This window comes from Curtobacterium sp. MCBA15_016, from assembly GCF_001865105.1.
In the GTDB taxonomy this organism is placed as follows: domain Bacteria; phylum Actinomycetota; class Actinomycetes; order Actinomycetales; family Microbacteriaceae; genus Curtobacterium.
The window spans coordinates 28,846-48,283 of sequence record NZ_MJGR01000001.1 but is presented as its reverse complement, the minus strand read 5'-3'; the positions used below and the strand labels follow the sequence as shown (position 1 = coordinate 48,283).

The window sequence follows — 19,438 nt, the reverse complement described above, 5'->3', positions numbered from 1 at the left end:
ATAGTAACGCTGAGTACCAGGAGCGCAAGAGTAGTTTCCGAACCGACACGACAGGAGCACCGATGAGCACGAAGAACGAGCAGCACACCCTGGTCCGCACCCTGGTCCTGGGCATCCTCAGCGGCGGCCGGAGCGCCACCCCGCTCGCCGTCATGGCACTGAACCACGACCGCTCCTCGCTGAAGGGCTCGTGGCAGGACTGGAAGGTCTTCAGCACGCCCCTCGGCCGTGGCGTCCTCGTCGCCTCGGCCGTCGGTGAGCTCATCGGCGACAAGCTGCCGGGGACGCCGAACCGGATCTCCCCCGCCGGCCTCGCCGGGCGCGTGGCGTCCGGAGCGCTCGTCGGGGCCGCGCTCGGCACGACGGGCAGGCGCGACCTGCGCATCGAGGGCGCGATCCTCGGCGGCGTCGGCGCGATCGTCGGCAGCTTCGTCGGCTGGGGTGCGCGCAAGCTCGTCGGCGCCACGACCCGCCTCCCCGACCCGGTCGTCGCGCTCGCCGAGGACGCCGCGACCATCGCCGGCTCCGTCAAGGTGATCACCACCTCGTGACGGCACCGCGTCGGGCCCTCGTCACCGGCGGCAGCATCGCCGGGCTCTCCGCCGCCTACTGGTTGGACCGGACGGGCTGGGACGTCACCGTCCTCGAGCGCTCGGCGGGCTTCCGCACCGGCGGCCAGAACGTCGACGTCCGGGGCGTCGCCCGCGAGGTCCTCGACCGCATGGGGCTGACCGAGGCGATCCGCTCGGCCAACACGGGCGAGACCGGCACGGTGATCGTCGACGAGCAGGGGGACACCATCGTCCGGCTGCCCGACGACGACTCCGGCGAGGGGGCGACGGCGGAGCTCGAGGTCCTGCGCGGCGACTTCGCGGACGCGATCCGGCAGGTCCTGCCGGACCGCGTGCGCCTGGTCTTCGACGATGCCGTGGTCGCGGTGGACGAGGACGGCTCGGACGGACGACCCGTCACCGTCCGCACCCGGAGTGGCGCGACGCTCCCGGCCGAGCTCCTCGTCGTCGCCGAGGGGGTCCGCTCGAGCACCCGCGACCTGCTCTTCACCGTCGAGCCCCGGCGGCTCGGCATCACGATGGAGTTCGGGACGATCCCACGGATCCCGTCCGACGACGACACCTGGCGCTGGTACAACGCCGTCGAGGGTCGACAGGTGCACCTGCGGCCCGACAACCACGGCTCGACGAGGGCGATGCTCGCGTACACCAACGACGACGGCGAGGTCCCCGACCGGCGCGACCGCTACGCCGGCGCCGGATGGCAGACCGGCCGGGTGCTCGACGGGTTCGAGCAGTCGGACGACGTCTACGTCGACGACCTCACGCAGATCCACGCCCCGACCTGGCACCGGGGTTCCGTCGTGCTGCTCGGCGACGCGGCCTGGTGCGTGACACCGATGGGCGGCGGCGGGAGTTCGCTGGCGCTCACCGGCGGGTACGTCCTCGCAGCGTCCCTCGCCGACGAGTCCGACACCACCGCGGCACTCGGGGCGTTCGAGGCCTGGATGCGGCCGCTCGTCGACCGGATCCAGACCATGCCGTCCGGGATCAAGCACTTCGCGTACCCGCAGACGAAGCTCGGTCTCGCGGCGCAGCGCGCCGCGCACCACGTCCTGACCTCGCGGCCGGTCGCGCCCCTCATGGCGCGACTGACGCACACGGCGGACTCGGACCAGCCGCTCCCGGCCCTGGAGCCGACCCGCTGACGGACGGGAGGCGCGGTGCGGGCCCGCACCATCCCTCCCGTCCGTACAGGGGTTCCGTCCGGGCCTGCCACGCCCAGTCGCGTGCGCCTAGCGTGACCGGCATGCGCATCGTCGTCATCGGAGCCACCGGCCACATCGGCACGTTCCTCGTCCCCCGTCTCGTCCGCGCCGGTCACGACGTCGTGACCGTCACCCGCGGCAGCAGCACCCCGTACGCCGACTCCCCCGAGTGGCAGCAGGTCGAACGGGTCGCCGCCGATCGCGAGCAGGAGGACCGCGACGGCACGTTCGGCGACCGGATCGCCGCACTCCGTGCCGACGCCGTCGTCGACCTCGTCTGCTTCACGACGTCGTCGGCCGAGGCCCTCGTCACGACCCTCCGCGGGAGCGGTGCGCACCTCGTGCACTGCGGGTCGATCTGGCGTGCCGGGGTCTCGCACGTGCTGCCCGTCACCGAGGAGAACACGACCGAGCCGTTCGGCGACTACGGCGTGCAGAAGGACGCGATCGCCCGGATGCTCAAGCGTGAAACTGCCGAAGGGGGTTTGGTCACGACCTCGTTGCACCCCGGCCACATCAGCGGTCCGGGATGGATGCCCATCGGTCCGCTCGGCAACCTCGACCCGACGGTGTGGACGAAGCTGTCCGCCGGCGAGCCCGTCGAGGTCCCCGGCCTCGGTGCCGAGACGATGGCGCACGTGCACGCCGACGACGTCGCGCAGGCCTTCCAGCTCGCGGTCGAGCACCGGGACGCCGCGGCCGGCGAGGACTTCTTCGTCACGGCCCCGACGGCGCTCACGGCACGCGGGTACGCGCACCTGGTCGCGTCGTGGTTCGGCCAGGAGGCGCGGCTCGAGCCCGTCTCGTGGGACCGGTTCCGCGAGACCACGGCTCCGGAGCACGCCGGTGCGAGCTGGGAGCACCTGTCGCGCAGCCAGGTGTTCAGCACCGAGAAGCCGCGGCGGCTGCTCGGCTACGAGCCAGCCTGGACGGCCGAGGCGACGGTCCTCGACGCGTTCCGCTGGCTGGTGGAGCACGGCGAGGTGGACGTCGCGCGCCCCCTCGTCGTCTGAGGTCAGGCGCGGGCGGTGACCACCAGCCCGCGGCGGCGGTGGACCGCCCAGACCGTCAGGGCGAACCCGACCAGGACCGCGCCGCCCACGGTGACCGCGGTCCACCCGCCGGCGTTCCAGAGCACCGAGGCGAGTGCCGAGCCGATCGCCCCGCCGATGAAGTTCGCGGTGACGAACGCGGTGTTGAGTCGGCTGCGCGCCGCCGGGTCGATCGCGAAGAGCCGGGTCTGGTTGAGGACGTTCGTCGCCTGCACACCGACGTCCAGCAGGACGACCGCGACGAGGACGACCACGATCGACCGCGCTCCGAGGCCCGCGACCACGAGTGAGACGAGCACGACGGCGATCGCCGCACCGGTCACGGGCACGGAGACCCCGCGGTCGTGCAGCCGACCGACCCGCTGCGCGGCGACCGCCCCGGCGAGCCCGGCCAGACCGACGAGCCCGATCGCGCTCGTGGAGTACCCGAACGGCTCGGCGCTGAGCAGGAACGTCAGCGCGGTCCAGAACATCGTGAAGACGGCGAACATCGCGGAGCTGATGACGAGGGTCACCCGCACGGCCCGGTGCGCGGCGACGGCACGGAACACCGAGGCGATGAGCGTCGGGTACCGCACCCGGTCGCGCCGGTCGAGCTCGGGGATCGCCCGCCGGAGCAGCACGGCGAACAGCAGGGCCGCGACGGCGGCGACGACGTAGATCGCGCGCCAACCGAACGCGTCCGCGACGAGCCCGCTGACCGTCCGCGACACGAGGATGCCGGTGAGGACCCCGGAGGCGATCGTGCCCACGACCCGCCCTCGGGACGAGGGATCGGCGAGGTCCCCGGCCAGCGGGATGAGCAGCTGCCCGGCGACGGTGGTGAGGCCGACGAGCGCGAGCGCCACCAGCAGCACGGCGAACGACGGGGCCACGGCGGCGAACAGCAGCGCGACCGCGGACGCGACGAGCACCCCGGGGATCAGGCGTCGTCGGTCGAGCACGTCGCCGAGCGGCACCACGAGCAGGATGCCCAGCGCGTACCCGACCTGGGTGAGCGTGACGAGCAGCCCGGCGACCGCGGCGGACGTCCCGAGCGAGGACGCGATGTCGTCGAGGAGCGGCTGCGCCCAGTAGAGGTTGCCGACGGCCGCGCCCCCGGCCACCGCGAACAGCAGCGTGCGCGCGGGCGTCATCCCCGCACCGGCGGTCACGGACGCCGCCGGAAGAGCTCCGCGAGGTGCCACGGCCCCGGTGCGAGTCGGACGGCCGCTTCGGCGCGGATGCGGTCCTCGCGCGCGCGGTCGCGCGTGAGTTCCTCGATCTCGCGCTCGGCACGCAGGCGGAACCGGACCCGCTCGAGGAACGTCAGCGGCTCCGCGGGGCGGGTGGTCCGGATCGAATCGGTCTCGCTCATGCGTCCTCCGTCTCCGGGACGGCGGCGACGGTGGTCGCCGCGAGGTTGGCGAGGAGCTGCAGGCGCTCCTTGGACGGCGAGCCGGGCTCCGCGCCGTAGACGATGAGCGTCAGCCCGGTGTCCGTGACGAGCTCCATCGTCTCGTACGTCAGGTCGAGGTCGCCGACCTCGGGGTGGTGCACGTGCTTGATGCCGGACCGGTGCCGCATCACGTCGTGCGCGGCCCAGCGCTGACGGAACTCCTCGCTGCGGGTGGAGAGTTCCCCGATGAGGTCCGTCAGCCCGCGGTCGTACGGGGACCGGGCCGCTTCGGCACGGAGCACGGCGACCATGTCCCCGGTCACGCTGTCCCAGTCGCGCCAGAACTCGCGACCACGGGGGTCGAGGAAGGCGAAGCGCGCGGTGTTCGGGGTACCGGACGGGTCGAGGAAGAGCGGCGCGTAGACCGCACGGGCGAGGGCGTTGCCGGCCAGGAAGTCCGACCGGCCGTTCCGCACCCACGCGGGAGCGGTCACCGAGTCGAGCACCCGCTGCACGTTCGGCCGGACCTTCGACGTCGGGGTCTTCCGACGCGTCGTCGCCGAGGCGTTCTGCGCACGGGCGAGGTCGAACAGGTGCGCGTGCTCGGCGTCGTCGAGCCGGAGCGCCCGGGACAACGATCCGAGGACGCTCTCGGACACCCCGGCGAGGTTCCCGCGCTCGAGGCGGATGTAGTAGTCGACGCTCATGCCCGCGATGAGGGCGAGTTCCTCGCGGCGAAGGCCCTTCACCCGTCGCGCGCCGCCGAAGTCGGGCAGCCCGACCTGCTGCGGCGTGACGCGCTCGCGGCGGGTGCGGAGGAAGTCGCGGACTTCGTCTCTCGTGTCCATGTCCTCCACGGTAGGTCCGATCGACGGGTCGGAGCAGGGGCTGCTGGTACCCGTCAGGCCGGTCCGGGCGGTCGTAGCGTCGTGGACATGGACACACTCACCCTCAACAACGGACTCGAGATCCCCGCGATCGGGTTCGGCGTCTTCCAGAGCGCGCCGGCCGAGACGGTCGACGCCGTGCGCACCGCGCTCGAGACCGGGTACCGCCACATCGACACCGCCGCCGCGTACGGCAACGAGCGCGAGGTCGGCGAGGGCATCCGTGCCTCGGGTGTCGACCGCGACGAGATCGTCGTCGAGACGAAGATCTGGGTCTCCGACTACGGCCTCGACGAGACCCTGCACGCGTTCGACAAGGCGACCGGCAAGCTCGGGTTCGACCACGTCGACGTCCTGATCCTGCACCAGCCCGCACCCGACCGCTTCGAGCGGACCATCGCGGCGTACCGGGCGCTCGAGCGGCTGTACGCCGAGGGCCGTGTCGGCGCGATCGGCGTGAGCAACTTCATGCCGCACCACCTCCGGTCGCTCCTGGACGCCACGGACGTGATCCCGGCGCTCAACCAGGTCGAGCTGCACCCGTACTTCACGCAGCCGGACGTGCAGCGCGCCGACGCCGAGCACGGCATCCTCGACCAGGCGTGGTCGCCGATCGGTGGCATCACCTTCTACCCGGGCTGGGGCGACGAGCGGGTCAGCGTGCTCGACGACCCGACGATCCGGACCATCGGCGAGGCGCACGGCAAGACCCCGGCGCAGGTGATGCTCCGGTGGCACGTGCAGCAGGGCCGCAACGCGATCCCGAAGTCCACGAACCCCGGGCGCATCGCCGAGAACTTCGACGTGTTCGACTTCGTGCTCTCCGACGACGAGCTCGCAGCGCTCGACGCCCTCGACACCGGTCGTCGCGGCGGGCCGGACCCGGACGGGACCGACACGAGCCGCTTCGAACGGGTGATCCCGGAGGCCTGACGCGACCCGGGTCCGTCGTTCGGGCTCAGCTCGTCGCGAGCGGCACCGACACGATCCGGTCGTCGCCGTCCGTCGGGTCGCCACGCCCATCGGTGTTGTTCGTGACGAACCACAGGGCACCCTCGGGGCCCTCGAGCACCGTGCGGATGCGGCCGAAGTCCCCCGCGAAGTACTCGGTCGACGTCGAGGGGGCGTCGGCCGGCACAGCCCTGACGACCTCGCCCTGGAGGTTCGCGATGAACACCGTGTCGTCGATCACCGCCAGGCCGCTCGGTGAGGCGTCGTCGGTGGCCCACTGCTGCACGGGGTCGACGAAGCCCTTGCTCGTGCCGCCGGTGCCCTCGACCTCGGGCCAGCCGTAGTCCCGGCCCTTCTCGATGACGTTGAGCTCGTCCCAGGTGTCCTGCCCGAACTCCGACGCGAACATCGTGCCGTCGGCCGTCCACCCCATGCCCTGCACGTTCCGGTGGCCGAGGCTCCACACCGGGGACCCGGGGAACGGGTTGCCGCCGGGGACCTGGCCGTCCGGGGTCAGCCGCAGGATCTTCCCCGCGAGCGAGTCCCGGTCCTGCGCGTCCGAGCCGGTACCGGCGTCGCCGACGCTTGCGTAGAGCATGCCGTCCGGGCCGAACGCGATCCGCCCGCCGTTGTGGAAGCTGTTCGACGGCAGTCCGTCGATCACGGTCGTGGCGTCCCCGAGCGCGTAGGACCCGGCGCTCCCGGACAGGTCGTAGCGCTGGATGCGGTTGCCGTCGTCGCCCGTCGAGTACACGAACAGGTCGCCCTCGTGCAGCGCGAGTCCGAGCAGACCGCCCTCACCGCCGTGCCGGACGCCCGCGATCGTGCCGACCTCGCGTGTCTTCCCGGCGCCGGTCAGTTCGAGCACCGTCGCCGAGTCCCGCTCGCTGATCAGGGCGTCGCCGCCGTCACCGGTGCGGACCACCGACCACGGGGCGTCCAGTCCGGTGGCGATGTCGGTCGTCTCGCCCCCGGGTTCGAGCTGTCCGGCGGCGCTCGCCGCGGGGGTCGTGGCGCTCGAGGAGGGGCTGCTCGTGGCGGTCGCCCGACCCTCGAGCGTGCGGGCGTCGTCGTCGTCGGTGCAGGCCGCGAGGACGAGGGCCGCGGCGGCGAAGGCGCCGAGGGCGGACAGGGCGCGGCGGGTGCGAGCGGTGGTGTGCACGGTGGTCCTCCCGGGTCGTGGGTCGATTGCACACGCGGCGGTCGGGAATCCCCTGGGTGGCCCTGGCATCCCCTCCCTCGGGTGCGCGGAGCGGCCTACGGTCGGGTCCACGCCCCACGGAAGGACCACCTCATGACCACCATCGCCATCGTCGGAGCCGGCAAGGGCCTCGGCCTCGCCGTCGCCGAGCGTTTCGCCCGCGAGGGCTTCTCGATCGCCCTGCTCTCCCGCAACCAGGACCGCCTGGACTCCCTCGCCGCCGGCCTCCAGGAGCACGGGTACACCGCCGCCGGCTTCGCCGCGAACGTCCGCGACGGGGACTCCCTCCGCGGTGCCCTCGAGCGGGCGACCGAGCAGCTCGGGCCGATCGAGGTGCTGCAGTACAGCCCGCTGCCCGCCAAGGAGTACATGCGCCCGGTGCTCGAGACCACGGCGGAGGACCTGGTCGGCCCGATCGAGTTCTCGGTCTACGGCTCGGTCAACGCCGTCCGCCAGGTGCTGCCCGGCATGCGCGCGATCGGGCACGGCACGATCCTGTTCGTGAACGGCGGGAGCGCGGTGCGCCCGGGTGCTCGGGTCACCGGCACGTCCGTGGCGTTCGCGGGAGAGAGCGCCTACGCGCAGCTGCTGCACGACGCCGTCCGTGACGAGGACGTCCACGTCGGCCAGCTCATCATCCCGTTCGGCATCGACGACGGGCAGCCCGAGCACTCCGGTGCGTCGATCGCGGACCGCCTCTGGGCGATCCACACCGAGCGCGGTGCGTTCCGGACCTACGCCGAGCCGCTGCCCGAGTGACCGGCTGACGGACGGGAGGGACGTGGCGCCGCCGCCCCGCCCCTCCTGTCCGACCCTGGTCGCGTCTCGATCAGCGCGCGGCGCGCGTGATCGCCGTCGCCATCACGCGCGCGACGACGACGTTCGTCGCCGCGTCGCCGTGGATGCCGTCCGCCGACGCGCCCCGGACCCAGGCCCCGTCCGCCTGCCGGAACCCGGCGAACGGGTCGACGTACGACCAGCCGTGCTCCGCCGCGTCGCGCTCCAGCGCCCGGCTGAGGACGAGCTGTCCCGCGCGGCGGTCGGCGCCCCACTGGCTCCAGGTCCAGTTCGACGGCGGGCCGGAGACGACGAGGACCTGCCGCGCACCGACCTTCCGGACGACGGCGTCCACGTTCGCGATCGTCGTCGCGGTCGGGATCGCCTGGTTCACGTCGTTCGTGCCGAGCTCGACGACGAGGACGTCCGCGTCCGGCACGGGGCCGATTTCGTGGAGGACCTCGTCGGACCGGTACCCGCTGTGCGCGTAGCCGCCGACGGCGTGGAACCGGGTGTCCGGCACGAGGTCGTGGAGCCAGGAGTCCGGCCGTGCCGTGATGGAGTCGCCCGCGTACGCGAAGGTGACCGCGCCGGACCGGTCGCCGGAGCCGAGCGCCCCGGTCACGGCGTCGTCCGGTGTGGCGGCACGGACAGCTGTTCCGCCGGCTGCGGCTCGGGTGTCCGCACGTTCGACCGGCGCGGCGGAGGCGCGACCGACGGACGGGGCGCGCTCGGCTGCGGCGGTGCTCGCCGACACGACGGCCGTGCCGACGACGAGGGATCCGCCGGCGACGAGGCAGGCGGCGGTGACGATGCTCGCGACGAGGGCGAGACGACGGGTGCGGGACACGACATCAGGTATCCCCCGGATCGGCCTGCCGTACCAGTCCCCAGACCTGGGGAACCGCGCCGCTGGCTGTGGGTCTTCGCGGCCGTTCCCAGCCGGCCGCCCCGGTCGGGTCCGGGACCCGCCGCGTCCGGTCACGGTGTGCGCCGCAGTGCCACGCGGTGGCGGCGGCCCGCGAAGACCCAGGTCCCCGCGGTGACGAGCAGCGGCAGCCCGAGCCCGAGGAGGGCGAGCACGGGCCAGTCCGCCACGAACGGCAGGTGCGTGGTGCCGGCTGGTCCCGCCGAGAAGCGGAGGGTGAGCGCCCGGATGGGCAGCAGCCCGAGCAGCGTGCCGATCACCGCGCCGACGGTCGTCAGGATCGCGGCCTGCCACGCGGACACCCGGCGACGGAGCACGGGTGCCGCACCGACCGCGTCGAGGACCTCGTCGTCGCGTCGGCCGTCCGAGCGGGCCAGCCCGATGGCGACGGCGGTCGCGCCGATCGTCACCGCCGCGGCGAGGGCGAGGACGATCGCCTTGACGATGCCCTGCGCGTCGACCGGGCCGGCCTCGTACTGGAAGTACGGGCCGCCCCACCGTTCGCGGTCCGCGCCGCCGAGGCTCTGCCACGCCGAGGTCAGCTCGTCGGACTGTGCCGGGGTCAGGTCCGCGGACTGCTCCGTGACGAGCATGCCGTCCACCGCCGGGACCCGGTACCGCTCGGCGGTCTCCCGGGTCATGAAGACGCCGACCTGGATGCGGGGGGTCTGCACGTCGAGCACCGCGGGGATCGTCGTCGTGGCGTCCGGACGGGTCTTGGTCGTGATCGCGGGGCTGTCCGACGTCTGGTCGCGGAACGCGTCGATCCGGACCTGGCCGTCGTGCGCGTACTCCGGCCACAGGGCGACGGCGCGGCCCGAGGTGAGCGCGTCGCGGACCTCGGCGGACGGACGGTGTCCGGTGAGGACGGCGTAGTCGTCCACCGTGCCGGTCCAGATGTGCGGCGCGGAGGTGTCCTGCGACTCCAGGTAGCGCGAGCACGACGTGGTGTCGTTCGCGCGGCAGTCCGTCCGCCCCCACGAGTGCAGGAGCGAGAGCGTCGACGGCTGGTCGCCGGCGACGTCGGGCGCGACGCCGAGGACACGCACCCGGTCGTGGTCGAGGACACCGGAGACGATCTTCGCCGCCTTCGCCGTGACGGAGGCGTCGTAGCCGCCGTCGCTGCCGTCCTCGTTCGAGAGCCAGACGTCGGCCGTCGCGACGCCCACGGCGGTGCGGTACTCGTAGTCGCGGACGAACTGCGCGTGCTCGGACGCACTCCACGTGATCGCCACCGAGGCCACGAACACGACGCTCATCACGCTCGCGAGCACCGGCACGGTCCGCACCGGGTTGCGCCGGGCGTCGCGGGCGGCGATGCGGGCGGAGAGCCCGAGCCGCGTCGCGGTCCTGGAGACGAGGGCGAGCAGCCACGGCGACGACATCGCGACCCCGAGCTGCATGAGGCACGGGCCGATCGCGACGCCGGCGCCGACGATCCAGGCGAGGTGGTCCTGCTGCACCGGGCGGTCGTTGAGCAGCAGCACGCCGGCACCGCACGCCAGGGTCATCACGGTGCCCGCGACGACGAGCACCGGTGCCCAGATCCGGCGACGGCGCTCGGCGCGCGGGTTCACCGCCGCGGGCCGGAGCGAGCCGCGCAGTGCGGCGAGGACGTTCACCCGCGTCGCCGCACGGGCCGCGACGAGCGCCGACACGAGCCCCGCGAGGACGGCGGCGGCACCGATCGACAGGACCAGGCCGACCGGGACGTGCAGCCCGGGCCACGAGCCCACGTTGCCGTTGTCGGCCAGGTGGAACGCGAGCACCCCGACGCCGGTGCCGAGCGCGACCCCGAGGACGGCGCCGGTGAGCCCGAGCACGAGCCCGGATCCGGCGACGATCGACCGGACGAAGCGTCGGTCCCCGCCGACGCTCGTGACGATCGCGTACGAGCGGGTGTCCGCCCGAGTGCCGACGAGGAACGCGGCACCGGCGAGCAGGGCGACCTCGAACATCGCGAAGACGCCGAGCAGCGCCATCGCCCCGAGGAACCAGCCGATCGGGCTGCTGAGCCCGGCGCCGTGCAACCGCTCGTCGGGCGCGTCGAGCACGACGGGACGCGACTGCACCGTGATCCCGTGGGCGTTGAGCGCGCGGATCTCCGACCACGTCGGGGCGTCCGAGGCCAGGTACACGGTGACGTCGAACGGCGCCGCGGCCGTGCCGGTCGTCGGCTGCGTGGTGCCCCACGGCACGAAGACGCCCTGCGCACCCGGGTCGGACGCGGCGTCGCGCATGGTGCCCGTGATCGTGAAGCGCTTCGTCACCGGGTCGGTCAGGTCGACCTTGTCGCCGATCGACGCGCCGAGTCGCTCGAGCGTCGCCGGGGTGACCATGAGCTCGTCACGGCTGGTCGGTGCGGCACCGTCGAGCACGTGCCAGTGCCCGTCGAGGACCCGCGACCAGACCGCTCCCTCGACCGCCTGGATCCCGATCGGCCCCTTCGGCCCGGTCAGCACGATCTGCGCCGAGGTGACCGGGATCGACACAGCACCGGCGGGCACGTGGTCGAGGACGTCGGCGAACCGGGCCTCGCCGTCGGACTCCGCGACCGGGCTGTCCTTCGCGGACTCGGTGTACTGCCACTGCACGGGGTCCTGCCGCATGCCCGGGAGGTCCGGGCCGACGACCTGCATCTGCGCTGCCGCGTGCCCGAGGTCGTACCGCAGGCTCTCCGCCTGGGTCGGCTGCGTCGACTGCACGACGACCGACACCGCGGCGAACCCGGCGGTCGGGATGCCGATGAGGGCGACGATCAGCGCCGCGCGGCCGGCCTTCGCGAACGCCAGCCGGCGGCCCAGCCGGAGCGCCGGTCGCAGCGCGAAGGGCGTGCGGCGGTCACGCCCCGCGCGGGCCCCGGCGTCGGCGCGTCGCCGACGCGCGTTCACGAGGCGGTCCGGTCCGTGAGCGCCATCTCGACGCCCGAGTACACGGTCTCGTCCACGACGCGGCCGTCGCGGAGGAACACGATCCGGTCCGCCCAGGCCGCGTGCCGGGCGTCGTGGGTCACGAGCAGCGCGCCCGCCCCGGAGTCGACGTGCCGGCGCAGCATGCGGAGCACGACCTCGCCGGTCTGCGAGTCGAGGGCACCGGTCGGCTCGTCGGCGAGGACCAGCCGGCGCTCGCCGACGACCCCGCGCGCGATCGCGACCCGCTGCTGCTGGCCACCGGACAGGTCGTCCGGGAAGGCGTCGGCGCGGTGCCCGAGCTCGACGTTCTCGAGCGCGAGTTCGGCTGCACGCCGGGCACGGCTCGCCTTCCAGCCGTCGAGCTCGAGCGGCAGCGCCACGTTCTCGACCGCGGTCAGCGAGGGGATGAGGTTGAAGTCCTGGAACACGAACCCGACGAGACGCCGACGCAGGGCGGCGAGGTCCTTGGCCGGCCGGTCGGACACGAAGTCGCCGTCGATGACGACCTCGCCGCTGGTCGGCGGCAGGAGCGTCCCCGCGCAGGCGAGCAGCGTCGACTTGCCCGAGCCCGAGGTGCCCATCACGGCGACCATCTCACCTCGGGCGATCCGCAGGTCGATGCCGGCGAGGGCGGTGACGGCCTTCGCGCCGGAGCCGTACTGCACGCTCACGGCGTCGAGCTCGAGGAGCGGGGCGACGGCGTTCACCGGGCGCTCCGCACGGTGGCGTCGGACGACTCGGCAGCGGCCGTCGAGTCCGGTGTCGGGGACGGTCGGTGGCGCGCGACGCTCGACTCCACGTGGTCGAGCCAGCGGACGTCGGCCTCGGCCTGGAAGAGCATCGACTCGAGCACGAGCGACCAGGCCAGGTCGTCCGCCGGGTCCGAGGAGCGCTTCAGCCGGGTCAGGTCCTGCAGGTTCCGCACGGCGGCGGCGCGCTGGACCTGCACGAGGCGCGGCACGTCGACGCCGGGCACCGTCACCGCCAGGGCGAACTTGATCGCGAGCTCGTCACGACCGCGCTTCGGCGGGACCGGCTCGCTGAACCAGCGTGCGACCTCCTCGTGACCCGCGTCGGTCGCCGTGTAGACGACGTGTCCGTCGTCGTCGGCGTCACCGCGGGCCACGAGGCCGTCGCGTTCCAGGCGGTCGAGCGTCGTGTAGACCTGGCCGATGTTCAGCGGCCAGCTGCCCCCGGTCCGGTGCTCGAACTCCCCCCGGAGCTGGTACCCGTAGCCGGGCCCGGCCACCAGCAGCGCGAGTACGCCCATCCGTACGCTCATGACGTCATCCCCCTCGTTCCGTCCGCCTTGGACATACCGAGTATGCACATACCGCGTATGTGAACGCAACCCCATGACGGACTGGAGGCGCGGTGCCAGCTGGCACCGCGCCTCCAGTCCGTCACCGTGTCGCGTCAGTGACCCAGCTTCGACAGCTCCTCGAACTCGTCGTCGGTCAGCTCGACCGTCGCGCCCGCGAGGTTGTCCTCGAGATGGGCGACGCTCGACGTGCCGGGGATCGGCAGCACCACGGGCGAGCGCTTGAGCAGCCAGGCCAGGGCGAGCTGGGCCGGGGTGGCGCCCTTGCGCTCGGCGATCTCGGTCAGCGGGGAGTCGCTGCCGGTGAGACCGCCGGTCGCGAGCGGGAACCACGGGATGAAGCCGATGCCCTGCTCGGTCGACCAGTCGAGGAGTTCCTCGGCGTCGCGCTTCTGCAGGTTGTACAGGTTCTGGACGGAGACGATCGTGGCGATCTCCTGCGCAGCCTTCACCTCGTCGACCGACACCTCGGACAGGCCGATGTGGCGGATCTTGCCCTCGTCCTGCAGCTTCTTCAGCTCGCCCACCTGGTCCTCGAGCGGGACCTTCGGGTCGATGCGGTGGAGCTGGAACAGGTCGATGCGCTCGAGGCCGAGGCGGCGGAGGCTCATCTCGGCCTCCTGGCGCAGGTACTCCGGGCGGCCGACCGGCGGCCACTCGTTCGGGCCGGTGCGGGTGAGGCCGGCCTTCGTCGCGATGACGATGTCGTCGCCGTAGGGGTGCAGCGCCTCGCGGAGCAGGTCCTCGGCGACGTAGGGGCCGTAGGAGTCGGCGGTGTCGAAGAAGTCCACGCCGAGCTCGACGGCGCGCTTGAGGACGCGGATCGCCTCGTCGTGGTCCTTCGGGGGTCCCCAGACGCCGGGGCCGGTGAGCTGCATGGTGCCGTAGCCGAGGCGGTGGACCTCGAGGTCACCACCGATGCGGAAGGTGCCGGATGCGGCGGCCGGACGGTTCGTGGTGTCGGTGCCAGTGGTCATGTGCCCGGTCTACGCCTGCTTCGTTGCAGGTCTGGTGAACCGGTGTCCCCCGGGATCTGTCAGAAGCGGTTCCTATGCTCCTCGGCGTGCCCCTCCGCTCCCGCAGACGGAGTCCCGGCCGCTCGTTCGTCATCGGTGTCGTCGGGATCGCGTTGCTCGCCGGGATCGTCGTCCTCCTCGTCCCCGCCGTCCTGGGCGTCCTCGGGAGCTCGGGGTCCGTGATCGGCTCGCTGCTGCCGTGGCTCGCGCTCCTGCTCGTCCCCGTCGCCGGTGCGGCACTCGGTACCCGGTCGAAGCGGCTCGCCGTGCTGTCCCTCGCCTTCGCCGCCGCGTGGGCCGTCGCGGTCCTGCCCGGCGTGCTCGCTCCCGGCACGTCGGGGTCGCCGCAGTTGACGGTCGTCACCGAGAACATCGAGGCCGCCAACCCCGACCCGGCCGCCACCGCGAGGTCGATCGCGGCGCGTGACCCGGACGTCATCGCGCTCGAGGAGCTCACCCAGACCTCGGGCACGGCGGTCGCGGGCGTCCTCGACGAGCGGTACCCGCACCACTACCGCGTCGGGTCGATCGGGGTGTGGAGCCGGACGACCCTGCGCGACGGCGAACCCCTGACGCTCGGCCTGGGCTGGGCCCGGGCGCTCCGGGTGACGGTGGACACCGGGGTCGGCGACGTCCGGTTGTACGTCGTGCACATGGACTCACTGCGGTTGGGCGGGGAGGACGGCCGGCCGCGGATGCTGGCGTCGCTCACCGAGGCGGTCCGGGACGACGAGTCGGAGCGGCTCGTCGTCGCGGGGGACTTCAACGGCGGGGCGGCCGACCCGGAGATGCTCCCGCTGACCCGGATGCTCGACGAGGGCGGCGGGTTCGGGGCGACCTGGCCGGCGCAGTTGCCCGTCGTGCGGATCGACCACGTGTTCACCCGGGGGCTCGGGACGACGTCGACCGAGGTCCTGCCCGCGAACGGCAGCGACCACCGGGGCGTGCTCGTCGGCCTGCGGCGCTGACGCTGCGCGCCGGCGCGGCTGCGGGCGCCGGTGCGTCGACCGTCGGTGCGTCGAACCACGTTTCCGACGTCGAACCAGCCCGCGCGCCTGGTTCGACGTCGTCTTCGTGGTTCGACGCGGCCGTCAAGGCTTGCGCGGGTACGGGGTCTCGCCCCGCTCGAGCCCGCCGACGAGCTTCGCGAGCCGGTTCGCCCGCGCCGTCGCACTCGGCGCGGTCGTGATCCGGTGGAGCACGGCGTACCGGTTCGTGGCGTCGAGCTCGGCGAACAGCGCTGCGGCCGCGGGAGCGGCGTCGAGCGCTGCCCGCAGGTCGTCCGGCACGGTGGCCGTCGCGGCACCGGCGTAGGCGCGGTCCCACCGGCCGTCGCCCTTCGCACGGTCGACCTCGGCTCGGCCCCGGTCGCGCATGCGCCCCGCAGACTCGAGGGTGGCGACGAGTCCGATGTTCCGCTGCGACCAGATCGACGCCTTGCGCCGCGGGGTGAACCGCTGGCGGAAGGTCGCGGTGTCCCGCCCGCGCTTCTGGCCGTCGATCCACCCGGAGCAGAGCGCTTCGTCGAGCGCCTGGTCGTAGGTCAGCGTCGTCGGCTCCGTGGTGCCCTTCTTCGCGAGGACGAGCCACACGCCGTCGGGGTCGTCCTCGTGCGCGTCGAGCCAGGCGCGCCAGGCAGCGGCGTCGGGGAGTACCAGGTCGTCCGCGTCCATGCGGTCATCGTAGGGCGGCCCACCGGCGTCCGGAGGGCCACCGCTCACACCCAGTTCGGCTGCGCCAGCACCCCGTCCGGGTCCACCTGCTCGGCGATCCGGTGCAGCCGCGAGGTGTTCACGTCGAAGTAGTCCGCCGGGTCCGTGATCGCCGCGTCACAGTAGTTCGCGTACGCCGCGTCACCCCACGCCGGCCGCATCGCCTTCCGGAACCCCCGGACGTAGGCGTCGAAGGGTGCCGGGTCCGATCCGTCCGCGAACACAGCGGTGTACTGCACGGTCATGAGCGCCGACCGCCACGGGAACGCGGTGTCGGTCCGTCCGACGTCGGAGACGACACCGCCGAGGGCGTCGAGCGCGACCCCGCCCTCGAGGTTCCCCGCCACGTCACCGGCCGCCTCGGCGTGGGCGACGAGCACGTCGATCTGGTCGTCGGACAGTTTCACCGATCCGATCGAGGACGTCGCCGCCTCGGACACCCGCTGTGGCTTCCCCGCCAACGCGGACATCGCGGCACCGTAGGTGAGCTGCCGCGCGGTGTGGGCGAGCGGCTTCGCTCCGGTGGCGGCGATGAAACCGTCGACGGTGGTGTCAGCGCCGGTCTTCGAACCCGTCCACACACCCGTCACAGTGACCGTCGGGGCGGTGTGTCGGCTCCCGTTCAGCAGCTTGAGGGTCGACCACAGCTCCGGGTCGGCGGTGGGCGCCCAGTCCTGCCAGGCGCGCACGACCGCCGCGGCGGCCGACCACGCGAAGGTGATCGAGAAGAGCAGGACGCCGGGCGCGGCCTGGGTCCGGTACGTCAGTGCCGTCACGACGCCGACGGTCCCACCGCCCCCGCCGCGGCAGGCCCAGAACAGGTCGGGGTCGGCGGTCGCGGAGACCTCGTGCACGGTGCCGTCCGGCGTGACGACGGTCGCACCGGTGAGCTGGTCGCACGTCAGCCCGAAGGAGCGGACGAGCACACCGACCCCGCCGCCGAGCGTCAGGCCGCCGATCCCGACCGTGGGGCAGGAGCCGGCGCCGATCGCCCGTCCGGCGGCGGCGAGCGTGGCGTAGACGTCTCCGAGCTGCGCACCGGGACCGATCGTCACGGTGCGGTCGTCGTGCAGGTCGATGCCGTCGAGGTCCTGCGTGCTGATCACCAGCGACCGCGGGACGTCGGTGCCGCTCGCGCCGCCCGCCGACCAGCCCGTGTACGAGTGCCCGCCGGAACGGAGCGCCACCGGCGTGTTCGTGTTCCGGGCGAAGGCCAGCCCGGCCTGGACGTCCGCGGTGCCGGCCGCGCGCAGGATGCCCTGCGGGTCGGCGTCGTCGTACCGGGGGTTCTCGACGAGCCGGGCGCTGTTCCAGCCGTTCGACCCCGAGCGCAGCAGCCGTCCGGAGACCGCGGCGGCGAGGGCGTCCCACGAGTCGGGGCCGCCCGGTGTCGGTGACGCGGTCGGGGTCCCCGTGGGCTCGGGCGTACTCGTGGCCGACGGGGACGGGGACGGCGCCGGTCGACTGCACGCGGCGAGCACCCCGGCGATCCCGAGTCCGACTCCCCCGGCGAGCACCGCACGCCTGGTGGCGGGACGGGTCACGGTCCGGAGACCCCGCCGCCGGCGCCGGTGACGCCCGGGTGCGCGGCCTTCGACAGCCCCTCGGTCACCGAGTGCGCGGCCTCGGCGTCCGCTCGCGCCTGTGCCCCGAGCCGCGGGTCGGCCGGTCCGAGGTGCGCGAGGCGCTTCGCTCGTCGGTGGTTCTGCACCTCGAGCACGGTGATGACGGCGGCGATCAGCACCGCGACGCCGATCACGATCCACACGATGGTCATGACGTCCCCTCTCGTCCCAGGGTCTCGGACCCCGTGCCCGCGAGCGTACCCGAGCTGCTGATCCGGGTGGCCCCGGCCCAGTCGTGCACCCACTCCGGCACCGACAGGTCCCGGTCGGTCGCGCCCGCGGCCTCGAGCAGTTCCGACGGGGACACCGTCCCGCCGGTGCGCAGCAGGAACCGTGCCTGCACCACGGCCCGTGCCACCACGGTCCCGCGGCGGACGAACGTCTGCTCCAGGTAGGCCGCGCGGTCGTCCATCCCGAGCACCCGGGTCACGAGTTCGAACCGCTGCCCGAGCGTCAACGACCGCTTGTACGTGATCGTCTGCGCCGACACGACCGGGTACCAGCCGCGCTCGGCGATCGCACCCCAGAACCCCGAGCGCAGCATGAGGTCGAGCCGCCCGAGGTCGAGCATCGACAGGTACTTCCCGTTGTTCACGTGCCGCAGCGGGTCGAGGTCGGTCAGGGTCACCCGGAACGGCGTGCGGACCTCGTCCCAGAGCGTCGGTCGTCGTCCGCCGATCGCGGGGCGGAGCCGGACGCGCAGCTGGAGCAGGAACAGCCGGAAGTACAGGTTCACGCCCCGATCACACCAGGGTCGGGCCACGAACGCGCGGAACCTTGGAGGAACCGCACGAACGGGCATTCCCGGCTGACGGGTCCGGTCAGTGCCTCCCTCCAACCGAGGGACCCGGAGTAGACCTGCACCCATGCAGACACGCAAGCTCGCAGACCTCGAGGTCGGCCCCGTCGGCCTCGGCACCATGGGCATGAGCGCCTTCTACACGGGCGCCGGCACCGACGACGACGAGTCGATCCGCACCATCCACCGTGCGATCGACCTCGGCGTCACCCTGTTCGACACCGCCGAGGCGTACGGCCCCTACACGAACGAGGACCTGCTCCGCCGGGCCCTCGGAGACCGCCGCGACGACGTCGTCATCGCGACGAAGTTCGGCCTCATCACGCACACCGCCGGCGAGGAGACGCCCGCCACGGGCCGTGGCATCAGCTCCGCACCGGAGTCCGTGCGCGAGGCGCTCGAGGGCTCGCTCCGCCGCCTCGGCACCGACCACATCGACCTGTACTACCAGCACCGCGTCGACCCGGCCGTCCCGATCGAGGACGTCATCGGGCAGCTCGCCGGCTTCGTGCAGGAGGGCAAGATCCGCCACATCGGGCTCTCCGAGGCGAGCGCCGCGACGATCCGGAAGGCCCACGCGGTGCACCCGATCACGGCGCTCCAGAGCGAGTACTCGCTGTGGACCCGGGACCCCGAGGGCGACGTGCTCGACACCCTCCGCGAGCTCGGCATCGGCCTCGTGCCGTACTCGCCGCTCGGCCGCGGGTTCCTGACGGGAGCGATCACGAAGCCGTCCGACCTGGACGCCGACGACTTCCGCCTGGCGAACCCGCGCTTCCAGGAGGAGGCCTTCGCCGAGAACATGCGCATCGTCGACGCCGTCAAGGAGATCGCGACCGAGGCCGGCGGGACCCCGGCGCAGGTGGCGCTGGCGTGGCTGCTCGCGCAGGGCGACGACGTCGTGCCGATCCCCGGCACGAAGCGGGTCTCGCGACTCGAGGAGAACGTCGGCGCAGCCGACCTCACCCTGACCGCGGACCAGATCGCGCGCCTGTCGGCGCTGCCGGTGCCGACGGGTGACCGCTACCCCGACATGTCGACCATCGGTCGGTAGACGCGACCGGATGACGGCCTGGAGGCGCGGTGCCGGCTGGCACCG

20 protein-coding genes are annotated in these 19,438 nt (G+C 73.2%); 7 read left to right on the top strand and 13 right to left on the bottom strand.

Annotation, left to right across the window (positions count from 1 at the left end; translation table 11 throughout):
- Nucleotides 1–62 precede the first annotated feature (62 nt).
- The 3 genes from BIV03_RS00255 (at nucleotide 63) to BIV03_RS00245 (ending at nucleotide 2,793) form a co-directional block, all read left to right on the top strand.
- Nucleotides 63–551, top strand: coding sequence for a DUF4126 family protein (locus BIV03_RS00255; RefSeq protein ID WP_070417531.1), 489 nt, complete (start codon nucleotides 63–65; stop codon nucleotides 549–551).
- On the top strand, nucleotides 548–1,720 hold the full coding sequence (locus tag BIV03_RS00250) for an FAD-dependent monooxygenase (RefSeq protein ID WP_071294193.1): 1,173 nt from the start codon (nucleotides 548–550) through the stop codon (nucleotides 1,718–1,720). The genes BIV03_RS00255 and BIV03_RS00250 overlap by 4 nt, the downstream gene beginning before the upstream one ends.
- A gap of 101 nt (nucleotides 1,721–1,821) precedes the next feature.
- Nucleotides 1,822–2,793, top strand: a complete 972-nt coding sequence (locus BIV03_RS00245) for an NAD(P)-dependent oxidoreductase (protein WP_071294343.1) — start codon at nucleotides 1,822–1,824, stop codon at nucleotides 2,791–2,793.
- 2 nt (nucleotides 2,794–2,795) lie between these two features.
- On the opposite strand, the gene BIV03_RS00240 is transcribed toward BIV03_RS00245, so the two are convergent.
- The 3 genes from BIV03_RS00240 to BIV03_RS00230 are packed head-to-tail and all read right to left on the bottom strand — an operon-like array spanning nucleotide 2,796 to nucleotide 5,058.
- A complete protein-coding gene (locus tag BIV03_RS00240; RefSeq protein WP_254790653.1) occupies nucleotides 2,796–3,986 on the bottom strand; it encodes an MFS transporter in 1,191 nt (396 codons plus the stop codon).
- On the bottom strand, nucleotides 3,983–4,189 hold the full coding sequence (locus tag BIV03_RS00235; protein WP_071294192.1) for a hypothetical protein: 207 nt from the start codon (nucleotides 4,187–4,189) through the stop codon (nucleotides 3,983–3,985). The genes BIV03_RS00240 and BIV03_RS00235 overlap by 4 nt, the downstream gene beginning before the upstream one ends.
- Nucleotides 4,186–5,058, bottom strand: a complete 873-nt coding sequence (locus BIV03_RS00230; RefSeq protein ID WP_071294341.1) for a helix-turn-helix domain-containing protein — start codon at nucleotides 5,056–5,058, stop codon at nucleotides 4,186–4,188. The genes BIV03_RS00235 and BIV03_RS00230 overlap by 4 nt, the downstream gene beginning before the upstream one ends.
- A gap of 87 nt (nucleotides 5,059–5,145) precedes the next feature.
- Between BIV03_RS00230 and BIV03_RS00225 the strand changes: the two genes are divergently transcribed.
- Nucleotides 5,146–6,030, top strand: a complete 885-nt coding sequence (locus tag BIV03_RS00225; protein ID WP_071294191.1) for an aldo/keto reductase — start codon at nucleotides 5,146–5,148, stop codon at nucleotides 6,028–6,030.
- Between the two features lie 25 nt (nucleotides 6,031–6,055).
- Here BIV03_RS00225 and BIV03_RS00220 read toward each other — a convergent pair whose 3' ends face one another.
- The gene (locus BIV03_RS00220) at nucleotides 6,056–7,210 is read right to left on the bottom strand and encodes a sorbosone dehydrogenase family protein (protein ID WP_071294190.1); all 1,155 of its coding nucleotides are present in this window, start codon (nucleotides 7,208–7,210) and stop codon (nucleotides 6,056–6,058) included.
- 132 nt (nucleotides 7,211–7,342) lie between these two features.
- Between BIV03_RS00220 and BIV03_RS00215 the strand changes: the two genes are divergently transcribed.
- Nucleotides 7,343–8,008, top strand: coding sequence for an SDR family oxidoreductase (locus BIV03_RS00215; RefSeq protein ID WP_071294189.1), 666 nt, complete (start codon nucleotides 7,343–7,345; stop codon nucleotides 8,006–8,008).
- A gap of 70 nt (nucleotides 8,009–8,078) precedes the next feature.
- Here the strand turns inward: BIV03_RS00215 and BIV03_RS00210 are convergent, their stop codons facing one another.
- The 5 genes from BIV03_RS00210 to BIV03_RS00190 form a co-directional block, all read right to left on the bottom strand.
- On the bottom strand, nucleotides 8,079–8,876 hold the full coding sequence (locus tag BIV03_RS00210; protein ID WP_071294188.1) for an SGNH/GDSL hydrolase family protein: 798 nt from the start codon (nucleotides 8,874–8,876) through the stop codon (nucleotides 8,079–8,081).
- A gap of 131 nt (nucleotides 8,877–9,007) precedes the next feature.
- Entirely contained in the window at nucleotides 9,008–11,845 is a 2,838-nt protein-coding gene (locus BIV03_RS00205) for an FtsX-like permease family protein (RefSeq protein ID WP_071294187.1), read from the bottom strand.
- The gene (locus BIV03_RS00200) at nucleotides 11,842–12,573 is read right to left on the bottom strand and encodes an ABC transporter ATP-binding protein (protein WP_071294186.1); all 732 of its coding nucleotides are present in this window, start codon (nucleotides 12,571–12,573) and stop codon (nucleotides 11,842–11,844) included. The genes BIV03_RS00205 and BIV03_RS00200 overlap by 4 nt, the downstream gene beginning before the upstream one ends.
- Nucleotides 12,570–13,148: a PadR family transcriptional regulator gene (locus BIV03_RS00195; protein ID WP_071294185.1), complete on the bottom strand. Its 579-nt coding sequence runs from the start codon at nucleotides 13,146–13,148 to the stop codon at nucleotides 12,570–12,572. The genes BIV03_RS00200 and BIV03_RS00195 overlap by 4 nt, the downstream gene beginning before the upstream one ends.
- A 134-nt stretch (nucleotides 13,149–13,282) precedes the next feature.
- Entirely contained in the window at nucleotides 13,283–14,164 is an 882-nt protein-coding gene (locus tag BIV03_RS00190; RefSeq protein WP_070417544.1) for an aldo/keto reductase, read from the bottom strand.
- Between the two features lie 86 nt (nucleotides 14,165–14,250).
- On the opposite strand from BIV03_RS00190, the gene BIV03_RS00185 reads away from it, so the two are divergent.
- Entirely contained in the window at nucleotides 14,251–15,171 is a 921-nt protein-coding gene (locus BIV03_RS00185) for an endonuclease/exonuclease/phosphatase family protein (RefSeq protein ID WP_175475650.1), read from the top strand.
- A 123-nt stretch (nucleotides 15,172–15,294) separates the two neighbouring features.
- On the opposite strand, the gene BIV03_RS00180 is transcribed toward BIV03_RS00185, so the two are convergent.
- The 4 genes from BIV03_RS00180 to BIV03_RS00165 are packed head-to-tail and all read right to left on the bottom strand — an operon-like array spanning nucleotide 15,295 to nucleotide 18,276.
- A complete protein-coding gene (locus BIV03_RS00180; protein WP_071294183.1) occupies nucleotides 15,295–15,876 on the bottom strand; it encodes a YdeI family protein in 582 nt (193 codons plus the stop codon).
- A 44-nt stretch (nucleotides 15,877–15,920) separates the two neighbouring features.
- The gene (locus tag BIV03_RS00175) at nucleotides 15,921–17,459 is read right to left on the bottom strand and encodes an FAD-binding oxidoreductase (RefSeq protein WP_083403094.1); all 1,539 of its coding nucleotides are present in this window, start codon (nucleotides 17,457–17,459) and stop codon (nucleotides 15,921–15,923) included.
- Nucleotides 17,456–17,692 (bottom strand): hypothetical protein, encoded by a 237-nt coding sequence (locus BIV03_RS19360; protein ID WP_070417548.1) that lies wholly within the window; start codon nucleotides 17,690–17,692, stop codon nucleotides 17,456–17,458. Before BIV03_RS19360 ends, BIV03_RS00175 begins: the two co-directional genes overlap by 4 nt.
- Nucleotides 17,689–18,276, bottom strand: a complete 588-nt coding sequence (locus BIV03_RS00165) for a thioesterase family protein (RefSeq protein WP_071294181.1) — start codon at nucleotides 18,274–18,276, stop codon at nucleotides 17,689–17,691. The genes BIV03_RS19360 and BIV03_RS00165 overlap by 4 nt, the downstream gene beginning before the upstream one ends.
- A gap of 130 nt (nucleotides 18,277–18,406) precedes the next feature.
- Between BIV03_RS00165 and BIV03_RS00160 the strand changes: the two genes are divergently transcribed.
- Nucleotides 18,407–19,393 (top strand): aldo/keto reductase, encoded by a 987-nt coding sequence (locus BIV03_RS00160; RefSeq protein ID WP_071294180.1) that lies wholly within the window; start codon nucleotides 18,407–18,409, stop codon nucleotides 19,391–19,393.
- Nucleotides 19,394–19,438 lie beyond the last annotated feature (45 nt).